This is a genomic window from Enterobacter cloacae complex sp. P18RS, from assembly GCF_014982105.1.
Lineage (GTDB): Bacteria > Pseudomonadota > Gammaproteobacteria > Enterobacterales > Enterobacteriaceae > Enterobacter > Enterobacter hormaechei_C.
Genome location: NZ_JADCKV010000011.1, coordinates 74329 through 86817 on the forward strand (window position 1 = coordinate 74329; position 12489 = coordinate 86817).

The following is a 12489-nucleotide window of genomic DNA, read 5'->3' on the forward strand; positions in this document are numbered from 1 at the left end:
AATCCCGTCGTAGCCACCATATTTATGTTATCGAATACGATTCGGTAAACTGAACATTGTTGGGGTATCGCCAAGCGGTAAGGCACCGGATTCTGATTCCGGCATTCCGAGGTTCGAATCCTCGTACCCCAGCCACTTTAAAGTCGTTAAGCAGTTTGTTTAACGCAATTGGGGTGTCGCCAAGCGGTAAGGCTCTGGTTTCTGATACCAGCATTCCGGGGTTCGAATCCCTGCACCCCAGCCACTTAAAACAAACAAGCCCGCTCTGCGGGCTTTTTTGTTTTTGTTGTTCAGAATAGTGCGGCCTGATGCCCTCACCCTACCCCTCTCCCACGGGGAGAGGGAATAAAGATCAGAGTCCGAGGGCGTATTTCAGGGCCTGACGCTTCAGCCCACCGGCACGCTCCGCCGCCATCAATCCAATATTGCGCACTATACGCACCGGACCAACATCGTTGCTGAACCCGGCATAGAACAGATCCATCCCCGACTGCATAATGAAGTTATCCGCCATACGGCGCGTCTGGTAGCGCTTCAGTACCTGATGGCTGGCCCAGGCTTCCGCGTGGGCGCGAGCGTTACCCAGCACATCCAGTAACGCATCGACGTCACGGTATCCCAGATTCACCCCCTGCCCCGCCAGCGGATGAATGGTGTGCGCCGCATCTCCCACCAGCACCAGTCCTTCACGGGCATACTGTAACGCATGGCGTCGCATCAGCGGGAATGCGCCGGCGGCAACCGGGGTCACGTTACCCAGACGACTCGGGAAGTGCTGGCGAATTTCGCGCCGCAACTGATCCATGGACAGCCCCTGCAACTGTCGAATGCGCGCCGGTTTGTCGTACCACACCAGCGAAGCCCAGTTATCAAACAGCGGTAAGAATGCATGCGGGCCGTTCGGCGTAAAATGCTGCCAGGTGCTTTCGCCCGGCGCGTTTTCTGACTGCACGGTGATCAGCATGCAGGACTGCTGGTACTGCCAGGCATGGATCCCAATGCCTGCCATCTGCCTGACCTGCGAGTTCGCGCCATCCGCCCCCACCACCAGCTTCACGGCCAGCTCATCGTCGTTGTCCAGCGTCAGGAGATACCCGCCCTCATGACGATGCAGGCCTTTCAGCGAGTCCGGAACGCGCAGCGTCACCTTCGGGTGCGCCTCCAGCGCCTGCCAGAGTGCCTGCTGGAGCACGTTGTTTTCCACCATATAGCCCAGGCGCGGCAGTTTCAGCTCGGCGGCATCAAACGACACGTGAGCATTTTCCCACTCCCAGGTTTCAAGACGGCTGTATGGGTGCGCGCGCATCGCCAGCACCGCCTCCCAGACGCCCAGCCCGCGAAGCAGATCAACAGAGGCCTCGCTAATGGCGGAAATACGCACGTCCGGTTGGCTGGCAGGATCGAATGCCGGCGGAGCCGCCTGTTCAATAACGGTTACGTCAAATCCCTGCTGCGCCAGCCCCAGCGCCAGTGCGCCGCCGACCATACCGCCGCCAACAACGGCAACTTCGGTGTTCAGGAGTGTCATGGTCACTATTCCTTATTGGAGAATACCTTAAGTTTACCGGATTTTTGCGGCCCTGAGGTTGACAACCTTCATACTGGTCACAACCGCACCAAAGCATTACAATACGCGGCTTGCAATCCTGAGCTGAGCAAGTCGATGACTAAAAAACTCCATATAAAAACCTGGGGCTGTCAGATGAACGAATACGATTCATCGAAGATGGCCGATCTGCTGGATACCACCCACGGATACCAGCTGACTGAAAATGCGAAAGAAGCCGATGTGCTGCTGCTGAACACCTGTTCAATTCGTGAAAAAGCACAGGAAAAAGTCTTTCATGTGTTAGGCCGCTGGAAGCTTCTCAAACGGAAAAATCCGGACCTGATTATTGGCGTGGGTGGCTGCGTCGCATCGCAGGAAGGTAAGCTGATCCGCCAGAGAGCCCCCTATGTGGATATCGTTTTTGGCCCTCAGACCCTGCACCGCCTGCCAGAGATGATTAATCAGGTTCGCGGCAGCCGTAGCCCGGTGGTTGACGTGAGCTTCCCGGAGATCGAGAAATTTGACCGTCTGCCTGAGCCGCGCGCTGATGGCCCGACCGCCTTCGTCTCCATCATGGAAGGCTGCAACAAATACTGTACTTACTGCGTGGTGCCTTACACCCGCGGTGAAGAAGTGAGCCGCCCGGCAGACGATATCCTGTTTGAAATCGCGCAGCTTGCCGCGCAGGGCGTTCGTGAAGTGAACCTGCTGGGTCAGAACGTGAACGCCTGGCGCGGGGAAAACTACGACGGTACCACCGGCAGCTTTGCTGAACTGCTGCGTCTGGTGGCGGCGATTGACGGCATCGACCGCATTCGCTTTACCACCAGCCATCCGATGGAATTTACCGACGACATTATTGACGTCTATCGCGATACGCCAGAGCTGGTGAGCTTCCTGCACCTGCCGATCCAGTGCGGTTCTGATCGCGTGCTGAACCTGATGGGTCGTCCACATACGGTGCTCGAGTATAAGTCCACCATCCGCAAGCTGCGTGAAGCGCGCCCGGATATCCAGATTAGCTCCGACTTTATCGTCGGCTTCCCTGGCGAAACCGCTGATGACTTTGAGCGCACCATGAAGCTCATCGGCGAGGTGAATTTCGACGTCAGCTACAGCTTTATCTTCTCTGCGCGCCCGGGCACCCCTGCGGCCGATATGGTTGACGATGTGCCGGAAGAAGAGAAAAAGCAGCGTCTGTATATTCTACAGGAGCGTATCAACCAGCAGGCCAACGCCTGGAGTCGTCGTATGCTCGGCACTGTCCAGCGTATTCTGGTGGAAGGCACCTCCCGTAAAAGCGTCATGGAACTGTCTGGTCGAACGGAAAATAACCGCGTGGTGAATTTTGAAGGCACCCCGGACATGATCGGTAAGTTTGTGGACGTCGAGATTGTCGAAGTACTCACGAACTCGCTGCGCGGGAAGGTGGTACGCACTGAGGACGAAATGGGTCTGCGTATTGCCGAGACGCCGGAATCCGTTATCTCTCGCACCCGCAAAGTCAACGATTCTGGCGTGGGTATTTACCAGCCTTGATCCTTCTGGCCTGCCTGTCCGGCAGGCCTTGTATTTCCTCTCATCGCCCCCAATATCTACCGCAACGCTTGCGCCTTTATTCTGTGGCGTGAATAATTTCGGTAATGACCGTTTTATTACGCCGTGTGGCCACAGGTCAGTTAACCAATTAAAGAGGAACAGTTTGAACATAGATACGCGTGAAATTAGCCTTGAGCCCGCAGACAACGCTCGCCTGCTGAGCCTGTGCGGGCCGTTTGATGACAACATCAAACAACTGGAGCGACGTCTGGGTATCGAAATCAATCGTCGCGATAACCATTTCAAACTCACCGGACGCCCAATCTGCGTCAACGCCGCGGCGGATATTCTCCGCAGCCTGTATGTTGATACCGCCCCGATGCGCGGTGAGATCCAGGATATTGAACCTGAACAGATCCACCTGGCCATTAAAGAGGCGCGCGTGCTTGAGCAGAGCGCGGAGAGCGTGCCGGACTATGGCAAAGCCATCAACATCAAAACTAAACGCGGCGTGATTAAGCCTCGTACCCCGAACCAGGCGCAGTACATCGCCAACATTCTCGACCACGACATCACCTTCGGTGTAGGCCCGGCGGGTACGGGTAAAACCTATCTGGCGGTTGCCGCTGCGGTTGATGCGCTCGAGCGTCAGGAGATCCGCCGTATCCTGCTGACCCGGCCTGCTGTTGAAGCCGGTGAAAAACTGGGCTTCCTGCCGGGCGATTTGAGTCAGAAAGTAGATCCCTACCTGCGCCCGCTGTATGACGCGCTGTTCGAAATGCTCGGCTTTGAGAAAGTTGAAAAGCTCATCGAGCGTAACGTGATTGAAGTTGCTCCGCTGGCCTACATGCGTGGCCGTACGCTTAACGACGCGTTCATCATTCTGGATGAGAGCCAGAACACCACCATCGAACAGATGAAGATGTTCCTGACGCGTATTGGCTTTAACTCGAAAGCGGTTATCACCGGTGACGTCACCCAGATTGACCTGCCGCGTAACACCAAATCGGGTCTGCGTCACGCCATCGAAGTCCTGGCCGAGGTAGAGGAAATCAGCTTTAACTTCTTCCACAGTGAAGACGTGGTACGCCATCCAGTGGTCGCGCGTATCGTTAACGCTTATGAGGCCTGGGAAGAGGCAGATCAGAAGCGCAGGGCCGAACTGGCCGCAGAACGTAAGCGCGAAGCGCAGGAGCAAGAACAGAAATGAGTCAGGTGATCCTCGATTTACAGCTGGCCTGTGAAGATAATTCCGGCATGCCAGAAGAGGCACAGTTTCAGAAATGGCTGGATGCCGTTATCCCCCAGTTTCAGGAAGAATCAGAGGTCACGATTCGCCTGGTGGATGAAGCAGAAAGCCATGAGCTCAACCTGACCTACCGCGGGAAAGATAAGCCGACCAACGTGCTCTCTTTCCCGTTCGAAGCCCCTCCGGGCATTGAGATGCCGCTGCTGGGCGATCTGATCATCTGCCGTCAGGTGGTTGAGCAGGAAGCCAAAGAGCAGCAAAAGCCGCTGGAAGCGCACTGGGCACACATGGTGGTGCACGGTAGCCTGCATCTTCTGGGTTACGACCATATTGAAGATGACGAAGCGGAAGAGATGGAATCCCTCGAGACAGAGATAATGCTTGCTCTGGGCTATGAGGATCCGTACATTGCCGAGAAAGAATAGTCAGTCACTGACTACCATGCCGCCGCGCAGGGACATAGCGCGGCGGTTAACATTGAACTAACAAGAGAACCCTTAACAAACGCCATGAGCGACGACAATTCACACAGTAGCGACACGACAACCACTAAAAAGGGATTTTTCTCCCTCATTCTGAACCAGCTTTTCCACGGCGAACCGAAAAACCGTGATGAACTGCTGGAGCTGATTCGTGATTCCGGGCAGAACGACCTTATCGACGAAGATACGCGCGAAATGCTCGAAGGGGTGATGGACATCGCCGACCAGCGCGTCCGCGACATCATGATCCCCCGCTCGCAGATGATTACCCTGAAACGCAACCAGACGCTGGACGAGTGCCTCGATGTGATTATCGAATCGGCTCACTCACGTTTCCCGGTCATCAGCGAAGACAAAGATCACATTGAAGGGATTTTGATGGCGAAAGATCTGCTGCCGTTTATGCGCAGCGATGCCGAAGCCTTCAGTATGGAAAAGGTGTTACGCCCGGCCGTGGTTGTGCCGGAAAGTAAACGTGTGGATCGGATGCTGAAGGAGTTTCGCTCCCAGCGCTATCACATGGCGATTGTTATTGATGAATTTGGTGGCGTTTCCGGTCTGGTCACCATCGAAGACATCCTTGAGCTGATCGTGGGCGAAATCGAAGATGAGTATGACGAAGAAGAGGATATCGACTTCCGTCAGCTGAGCCGCCACACCTGGACCGTGCGCGCGCTGGCCTCCATTGAAGACTTCAACGATACCTTTGGCACCAGCTTCAGCGATGAAGAAGTGGACACCATTGGTGGTCTGGTGATGCAGGCCTTCGGCCATCTTCCGGCCCGCGGTGAAACCGTTGACATCGATGGTTACCAGTTCAAGGTCGCAATGGCTGACAGCCGACGTATTATTCAGGTTCACGTCAGAATGCCGGACGACTCACCGGTGCCAAAACTGGAAGATTAATGTAAATGGCATTTGCCCCACTCTTTGAACGCCAGCGCGTCCGTTTGCTGCTGGCGCTGTTACTCGGAGCCAGCGGTACGCTGGCTTTTTCTCCTTACGATATCTGGCCGGCCGCTATTCTCTCCCTGATGGGGCTACAGGGTCTTACCCTGAACCGTCGTCCGGTACAGGCCGCGGCCATTGGCTACTTCTGGGGGCTGGGGCTGTTCGGCTCTGGTATCAACTGGGTCTACGTCAGTATCGCGCAATTTGGCGGAATGCCGGGGCCGGTTAACGTCTTCCTGGTTGTGCTGCTCGCTGCCTATCTCTCGCTCTACACCGGCCTGTTCGCGGGCATCCTGTCTCGCCTGTGGCCAAAAACGACCTGGCTGCGCGTGGCGATAGCGGCACCCGTTGTCTGGCAAATCACCGAATTTCTGCGCGGCTGGGTACTGACCGGCTTCCCGTGGTTGCAGTTCGGTTATAGCCAGGTAGACGGCCCGCTGAAAGGCCTGGCCCCGGTCATGGGCGTGGAAGCCATCAATTTCCTGTTGATGATCGTCAGCGGCCTTCTGGTGCTGGCTCTGGTGACACGTAACTGGAAGCCGCTGGTTGCCGCGTTGATCCTGTTTGCCCTGCCCTTCCCGCTGCGTTATATCCAGTGGTTTACGCTGGAGCCCGCGCGCGCCACGCAGGTTTCACTGGTACAGGGCGATATCCCGCAGTCCCTGAAATGGGATGAGAATCAGCTGCTGAACACGCTGAAAATCTACGCCAACGCCACTGAAAAGGTGATGGGCAAATCGCAGCTCATCATCTGGCCTGAGTCTGCGATCCCGGACCTGGAGATCAATCAGCAGCCCTTCCTGAAGATGATGGATGATCTGCTGCGCGCGCGCGGCAGTACGCTGATCACCGGAATTGTGGATGCGCGTCTCAATCAGCAGAACCGCTATGACACGTACAACACGATCATTACGCTCGGTAAGGACAGCGAATACAGCTATACCTCCACCAATCGCTACAACAAAAACCACCTTGTACCGTTTGGCGAATTTGTTCCGCTGGAGTCTATTCTGCGCCCACTGGCACCGTTCTTTGATTTGCCGATGTCCTCATTCAGCCGGGGCCCTTACGTTCAGCCGCAGCTGCATGCGCACGGTTTTGCCCTGACGGCCGCCATTTGCTACGAGATTATCCTCGGCGAGCAGGTGCGCGATAATTTCCGCCCGGACACCGACTATCTGCTGACCATCTCAAACGATGCGTGGTTCGGTAAATCGATTGGCCCGTGGCAGCACTTCCAGATGGCGCGAATGCGTTCTCTGGAGCTGGCGCGTCCGTTGCTGCGCAGCACCAATAACGGCATTACCGCCGTGATTGGTCCGCAGGGTGAAATCCAGGCCATGATCCCGCAATTTACCCGTGAGGTGCTGACTACTAACGTCACGCCAACTACCGGGCTTACGCCTTACGCGCGCACCGGGAACTGGCCGCTGTGGATTTTGACCTTGCTCTTCGGCTTTGGCGCAGTACTGATGAGCCTGCGTCAGCGTCGTAAATAACCTTACCTTCTGTTGCCGGGTGGCGGCTACGCCTTACCCGGCCTACTCTCCGCCGCCCCCACCCGACAATTTCCTCCCAAACTTCAATTCTGGCACGCCTGTTGCTTTGTTTATTCATATCAACGCTGTCTGGCTTAACGTGCAACTTTGTCGCACCAGCGTAGATCATCGGTAGCACCGAAACGGTGCAACGAGGGATTATTGCCTCTGAATGGTGCGGCGCGCTTCGCAAAAATAAACAATAACGCAGCATAATCTTTACATTAAGCCAGACTAAATGTTAACAAGCTTGCATAACACTGCACTCGCATTGCGCGAGATATAACAACATCACAATGGGTATCTATGCGTCACTGGCGCTGATAAGAAAGGAGTTGGGTATGCAATTACGTAAACTGGCCACAGCAATGCTGGTTATGGGAATGTCTGCGGGGGTTGTCCACGCTGAAGACGCTCCGGCAGCAGGAAGCACTCTCGACAAGATTGCCAAAAACGGCGTGATCGTGGTCGGCCACCGTGAATCTTCTGTCCCGTTCTCTTACTACGACAACACGCAAAAAGTCGTGGGCTATTCACAGGATTACTCCAACGCCATCGTTGAAGCCGTGAAGAAAAAGCTGAACAAACCTGACCTGCAAGTGAAGCTGATCCCCATCACTTCACAGAACCGTATTCCTCTGCTGCAAAACGGCACATTTGATTTTGAATGTGGCTCAACCACCAACAACCTTGAACGTCAGAAACAGGCCGCTTTCTCGGACACCATCTTCGTTGTGGGCACCCGCCTGCTGACGAAGAAAGGCGGCGACATCAAAGATTTTGCTGACCTGAAAGGCAAAGCGGTTGTCGTGACCTCCGGTACCACGTCCGAAGTGCTGCTGCACAAGCTGAACGACGAGAAGAAAATGGACATGCGCATCATCAGCGCGAAAGACCATGGCGACTCCTTCCGTACCCTGGAAAGCGGCCGTGCTGTCGCGTTTATGATGGATGACGCCCTGCTGGCGGGCGAACGCGCGAAAGCGAAGAAACCAGACAACTGGGAAATCGTCGGTACCGCCCAGTCGAAAGAAGCCTACGGCTGTATGCTGCGTAAAGGTGACGAGGACTTCAAGAAACTGATCGATGACACCATCGCTCAGGCGCAAACCTCCGGCGAAGCGGCAAAATGGTTCGACAAATGGTTCAAGAACCCAATTCCACCAAAAAACCTGAACATGAACTTTGAACTGTCTGACGACATGAAAGCGCTGTTCAAATCACCAAACGACAAAGCTCTTAACTAATTAGAACGACAGGGGCGGGATCTCCTGCCCTCTCGATTGTCGGGAAGCATGGACAGACTATACGTTGAGTGGTCGTTCCCCACTCAGCGCAAAAATTGAGCTTCTCACCAATCTTCGAGGGTAGCGCTGCTACCCTTTTTTTTCTGGAGTTTACTATGTCAATTGACTGGAACTGGGGCATCTTTCTGCAACAAGCCCCGTTCGGCAACACCACCTATCTCGGCTGGCTGTGGAGCGGCTTTCAGGTTACCGTTGCGTTATCGATAACGGCGTGGATTATCGCGTTTCTTGTCGGTTCGCTGTTCGGTATTCTGCGTACCGTCCCTAACCGTTTTCTCTCTTCGATTGGCACGCTCTATGTGGAACTGTTCCGTAACGTTCCGCTGATCGTGCAGTTCTTTACCTGGTATCTGGTGATCCCGGAACTGCTGCCGGAAGATCTCGGCATGTGGTTTAAGGCCGAGCTGGATCCTAACGTACAATTTTTTGTCTCCTCTATGCTGTGTCTGGGGCTGTTCACCGCTGCGCGCGTCTGCGAGCAGGTACGTGCCGCCATACAGTCACTGCCGCGCGGGCAAAAGAATGCGGCACTGGCAATGGGCCTGACTCTGCCCCAGGCCTATCGTTACGTACTGCTGCCTAACGCTTACCGCGTCATCGTTCCGCCGATGACGTCCGAGATGATGAACCTGGTAAAAAACTCGGCTATCGCCTCAACCATCGGTCTGGTGGATATGGCGGCACAGGCGGGCAAACTGCTGGATTACTCCGCTCACGCCTGGGAATCCTTCACGGCGATTACGCTCGCCTATGTTCTGATTAACGCTTTCATCATGCTGGTGATGAACCTGGTTGAACGCAAAGTACGCCTGCCGGGCAATCTGGGGGGCAAATAAATGTACGATTTTGACTGGAGTTCCATTGTTCCCTCCATGCCCTATCTGCTGGATGGACTGGCAATCACCTTAAAGATCACCGTTATCGCCATTATCGTCGGTATCGTCTGGGGCACCCTGCTGGCAGTGATGCGCCTGTCGAGCTTTAAGCCGCTCGCCTGGTTTGCCACGGCTTACGTTAACGTATTCCGCTCCATTCCACTGGTCATGGTGCTGCTGTGGTTTTATCTGATTGTTCCCGGCTTTTTACAGAACGTACTGGGACTATCGCCAAAGACCGATATCCGCCTGATCTCTGCCATGGTGGCGTTTTCCATGTTTGAAGCCGCCTACTACTCAGAGATCATCCGCGCAGGTATTCAGAGTATCTCTCGCGGGCAGTCCAGCGCTGCGCTGGCGCTCGGTATGACGCACTGGCAGTCCATGAAGCTCATTATTCTGCCGCAGGCGTTTCGCGCCATGGTTCCGCTGCTACTGACGCAGGGCATCGTCCTGTTCCAGGATACCTCCCTGGTCTACGTGCTGAGTCTGGCAGACTTCTTCCGTACCGCCTCCACCATTGGCGAACGTGACGGAACGCAGGTTGAGATGATCCTCTTCGCGGGCGGGGTCTATTTTGTGATTAGTTTAAGCGCATCGCTGTTGGTCAGCTGGCTGAAGAAAAGGACGGTATAATGATTTCCCTGAAAAATGTTTCTAAATGGTATGGGCACTTTCAGGTGCTGACCGACTGCTCAACAGAAGTAAAAAAAGGCGATGTGGTAGTGGTATGCGGCCCGTCCGGTTCCGGTAAGTCCACGCTTATCAAAACCGTTAATGGGCTGGAACCTGTCCAGCAGGGCGAGATTGTCGTTAACGGTACCAAAGTAAATGACAGGAAAACCAACCTTGCCCAGCTTCGCTCCCACGTAGGGATGGTGTTCCAGCATTTTGAGCTGTTCCCTCACCTGTCCATCATTGAGAACCTGACGCTGGCGCAGGTCAAAGTGCTGAAGCGCGACAAAAAAGCGGCGCGCGAAAAGGGGCTGAAGCTGCTGGAACGCGTCGGGCTGTCTGCGCATGCGAATAAGTTCCCGGCCCAGCTTTCGGGCGGCCAACAGCAGCGTGTGGCAATCGCGCGTGCGCTGTGCATGGATCCGGTGGCAATGCTGTTTGATGAGCCGACGTCCGCGCTCGACCCTGAGATGATCAACGAAGTGCTGGACGTGATGGTGGAGCTGGCGCACGAAGGGATGACCATGATGGTGGTGACGCACGAAATGGGCTTTGCCCGTAAAGTGGCCAACCGCGTGATCTTCATGGATGAAGGGAAAATTGTTGAGGACTCGCCGAAAGAAGAGTTCTTCGCAAATCCTAAATCTGAACGTGCAAAAGACTTCCTCGCCAAAATCCTGCATTAATCTTTTCAGTGTGCAATCTGCGGATTGCGCACTGCTTCACGCTTTAGATCTCTTTTTCTATTCGGCGTCACATCGCAGCGTTAACCTTGTCACAAATAATGCTGAGAATGGAGAACGCTATGGCACAGCCAATTATTCTCGACTGCGATCCGGGTCATGATGACGCGATCGCACTCGTCCTTGCTCTTGCTTCCCCTGAACTGGACGTAAAAGCTGTCACCTCCTCCGCCGGGAACCAGACGCCGGATAAAACCTTACGAAACGTGTTGCGCATGTTGACGCTGCTGAAACGCACCGATATTCCGGTCGCAGGTGGCGCCGTTAAGCCACTGATGCGCGAGCTGATCATTGCGGATAATGTTCACGGTGAGAGTGGGCTGGATGGCCCGGCGCTACCGGAGCCGAATTTCGCACCGCAAAACTGCACTGCCGTCGAGCTCATGGCGAAGGTGCTGCGTGAGAGCGCAGAGCCCGTGACGCTGGTGGCGACCGGCCCGCAGACCAACGTTGCGCTGCTGCTGAACAGCCATCCTGAACTGCACAGCAACATCGCCCGTATCGTCATCATGGGCGGGGCAATGGGGCTGGGGAACTGGACGCCAGCAGCAGAGTTCAACATCTTCGTTGACCCGGAAGCCGCGGAAATCGTCTTCCAGTCGGGCCTGCCGATTGTGATGGCGGGGCTGGACGTGACGCATCGGGCACAGATTATGACAGACGATATTGAACGCTTCCGCGCCGTGGGCAACCCGGTTGCAACGACCGTGGCCGAGCTGCTCGACTTCTTTATGGAGTATCACAAAGCCGAGAAGTGGGGCTTCCACGGCGCCCCGCTGCATGACCCATGCACCATCGCCTGGCTGCTGAAGCCGGAAATGTTTACCACGGTCGAGCGTTGGGTTGGTGTGGAAACACAGGGGAAATATACCCAGGGAATGACGGTGGTGGACTATTACTCGCTGACGGGAAACAAGCCGAATACCACGGTAATGGTGGATATCGATCGGGAAGCGTTTGTGGATTTGCTGGCGGAGCGGCTGGCTTATTATTCTGCGGCCTGATGCCCTCACCCCGCCCCTCTCCCACAGGGAGAGGGTGCAAACAGTTTTGCTTTTACCTACGGCTCAAATGGCCGACGCTGGAACTGGTCGTGCCCACACTTCGGACACAGCGGCAGCACCTCCGGCGTATAAACGGCTATATAATGGTGGCACTTCTCACACACCAGGTTCCCCAACCCCACTACTTCGCCGCTGTGATAGACACCGTGGTGGTTTAAATCCTGAAACACCTCACGCCATTCCAGCTGAGTTTTATCGGTAATATCCGCCAGCTCCTGCCACAGGCTCTCTTTGATGACCCGCATAAAAACGCTGTCGGCGATCTCGTCCTGGCTCTCTTCATAGCTTCGCGCGAACTCCTCCAGGTCACGGCGCACGGCGCGCGTCACCTCTTCCACTTCGGTTCGCGTTAACTCACCCGTTTGCGTCACGCGTGCGCGTGCCTGTTCGACCAGCGCGTCGATATCACGCTCGCCGTTACGCAGCCGTTCCGTCAGAGTCGCTACCAGTTCACGGTAAAATTGAGCAACCTTGTTCATCATTTTGCCTCCCGGGTAAGTAACTGTCTCTAATAATA

The 12489-nt window shown here is 55.2% G+C and carries 12 protein-coding genes and 2 tRNA genes; 12 read left to right on the forward strand and 2 right to left on the reverse strand.

Going from position 1 to position 12489, the window contains the following annotated elements; all coding sequences use genetic code 11:
- Positions 1 to 60: 60 nt before the first annotated feature.
- Positions 61 to 135 (forward strand) — tRNA-Gln (locus INF61_RS08120).
- Between the two features lie 34 nt (positions 136 to 169).
- Positions 170 to 244: transfer RNA gene (locus INF61_RS08125), tRNA-Gln, on the forward strand.
- A 108-nt stretch (positions 245 to 352) separates the two neighbouring features.
- Here INF61_RS08125 and ubiF read toward each other — a convergent pair.
- On the reverse strand, positions 353 to 1528 hold the full coding sequence (gene ubiF, locus INF61_RS08130) for a 3-demethoxyubiquinol 3-hydroxylase (protein WP_193547679.1): 1176 nt from the start codon (positions 1526 to 1528) through the stop codon (positions 353 to 355).
- A 135-nt stretch (positions 1529 to 1663) separates the two neighbouring features.
- On the opposite strand from ubiF, the gene miaB reads away from it, so the two are divergent.
- The 10 genes from miaB to rihA all read left to right on the forward strand — a co-directional run bounded on the left by miaB (position 1664) and on the right by rihA (position 11912).
- On the forward strand, positions 1664 to 3088 hold the full coding sequence (gene miaB / locus INF61_RS08135; protein ID WP_017382461.1) for a tRNA (N6-isopentenyl adenosine(37)-C2)-methylthiotransferase MiaB: 1425 nt from the start codon (positions 1664 to 1666) through the stop codon (positions 3086 to 3088).
- A 163-nt stretch (positions 3089 to 3251) separates the two neighbouring features.
- Positions 3252 to 4298 (forward strand): PhoH family protein, encoded by a 1047-nt coding sequence (locus tag INF61_RS08140; RefSeq protein ID WP_045334353.1) that lies wholly within the window; start codon positions 3252 to 3254, stop codon positions 4296 to 4298.
- Positions 4295 to 4762: an rRNA maturation RNase YbeY gene (gene ybeY, locus INF61_RS08145; RefSeq protein WP_003858677.1), complete on the forward strand. Its 468-nt coding sequence runs from the start codon at positions 4295 to 4297 to the stop codon at positions 4760 to 4762. The genes INF61_RS08140 and ybeY overlap by 4 nt, the downstream gene beginning before the upstream one ends.
- A gap of 84 nt (positions 4763 to 4846) precedes the next feature.
- Positions 4847 to 5725, forward strand: a complete 879-nt coding sequence (gene corC, locus INF61_RS08150) for a CNNM family magnesium/cobalt transport protein CorC (protein WP_003858679.1) — start codon at positions 4847 to 4849, stop codon at positions 5723 to 5725.
- A 5-nt stretch (positions 5726 to 5730) separates the two neighbouring features.
- The gene (gene lnt, locus INF61_RS08155) at positions 5731 to 7269 is read left to right on the forward strand and encodes an apolipoprotein N-acyltransferase (RefSeq protein WP_032670351.1); all 1539 of its coding nucleotides are present in this window, start codon (positions 5731 to 5733) and stop codon (positions 7267 to 7269) included.
- Positions 7270 to 7649: 380 nt separating this feature from the next.
- Entirely contained in the window at positions 7650 to 8555 is a 906-nt protein-coding gene (locus INF61_RS08160; RefSeq protein ID WP_003858681.1) for an amino acid ABC transporter substrate-binding protein, read from the forward strand.
- Between the two features lie 155 nt (positions 8556 to 8710).
- Positions 8711 to 9451, forward strand: coding sequence for a glutamate/aspartate ABC transporter permease GltJ (gene gltJ, locus INF61_RS08165; RefSeq protein WP_015571133.1), 741 nt, complete (start codon positions 8711 to 8713; stop codon positions 9449 to 9451).
- Positions 9452 to 10126, forward strand: a complete 675-nt coding sequence (gltK, locus tag INF61_RS08170) for a glutamate/aspartate ABC transporter permease GltK (RefSeq protein ID WP_003858686.1) — start codon at positions 9452 to 9454, stop codon at positions 10124 to 10126.
- A complete protein-coding gene (locus INF61_RS08175) occupies positions 10126 to 10851 on the forward strand; it encodes an amino acid ABC transporter ATP-binding protein (RefSeq protein ID WP_017382465.1) in 726 nt (241 codons plus the stop codon). Before gltK ends, INF61_RS08175 begins: the two co-directional genes overlap by 1 nt.
- Before the next feature lie 119 nt (positions 10852 to 10970).
- Positions 10971 to 11912 (forward strand): pyrimidine-specific ribonucleoside hydrolase RihA, encoded by a 942-nt coding sequence (rihA, locus tag INF61_RS08180; RefSeq protein WP_045142398.1) that lies wholly within the window; start codon positions 10971 to 10973, stop codon positions 11910 to 11912.
- Positions 11913 to 11968: 56 nt separating this feature from the next.
- Here the strand turns inward: rihA and INF61_RS08185 are convergent, their stop codons facing one another.
- The gene (locus tag INF61_RS08185; protein WP_193547738.1) at positions 11969 to 12451 is read right to left on the reverse strand and encodes a zinc ribbon-containing protein; all 483 of its coding nucleotides are present in this window, start codon (positions 12449 to 12451) and stop codon (positions 11969 to 11971) included.
- Positions 12452 to 12489 lie beyond the last annotated feature (38 nt).

What these genes read in the sequence shown, in the direction of transcription:
- INF61_RS08160 (WP_003858681.1), top strand. Translation starts at nt 7,650, where the DNA reads ATGCAATTACGTAAACTGGCCACAGCAATGCTGGTTATGGGAATGTCT.
- miaB (WP_017382461.1), top strand. Translation starts at nt 1,664, where the DNA reads ATGACTAAAAAACTCCATATAAAAACCTGGGGCTGTCAGATGAACGAA.
- INF61_RS08175 (WP_017382465.1), top strand. Translation starts at nt 10,126, where the DNA reads ATGATTTCCCTGAAAAATGTTTCTAAATGGTATGGGCACTTTCAGGTG.
- rihA (WP_045142398.1), top strand. Translation starts at nt 10,971, where the DNA reads ATGGCACAGCCAATTATTCTCGACTGCGATCCGGGTCATGATGACGCG.
- lnt (WP_032670351.1), top strand. Translation starts at nt 5,731, where the DNA reads ATGGCATTTGCCCCACTCTTTGAACGCCAGCGCGTCCGTTTGCTGCTG.
- corC (WP_003858679.1), top strand. Translation starts at nt 4,847, where the DNA reads ATGAGCGACGACAATTCACACAGTAGCGACACGACAACCACTAAAAAG.
- INF61_RS08185 (WP_193547738.1), bottom strand. Translation starts at nt 12,451, where the DNA reads ATGAACAAGGTTGCTCAATTTTACCGTGAACTGGTAGCGACTCTGACG.
- gltJ (WP_015571133.1), top strand. Translation starts at nt 8,711, where the DNA reads ATGTCAATTGACTGGAACTGGGGCATCTTTCTGCAACAAGCCCCGTTC.
- gltK (WP_003858686.1), top strand. Translation starts at nt 9,452, where the DNA reads ATGTACGATTTTGACTGGAGTTCCATTGTTCCCTCCATGCCCTATCTG.
- ubiF (WP_193547679.1), bottom strand. Translation starts at nt 1,528, where the DNA reads ATGACACTCCTGAACACCGAAGTTGCCGTTGTTGGCGGCGGTATGGTC.
- ybeY (WP_003858677.1), top strand. Translation starts at nt 4,295, where the DNA reads ATGAGTCAGGTGATCCTCGATTTACAGCTGGCCTGTGAAGATAATTCC.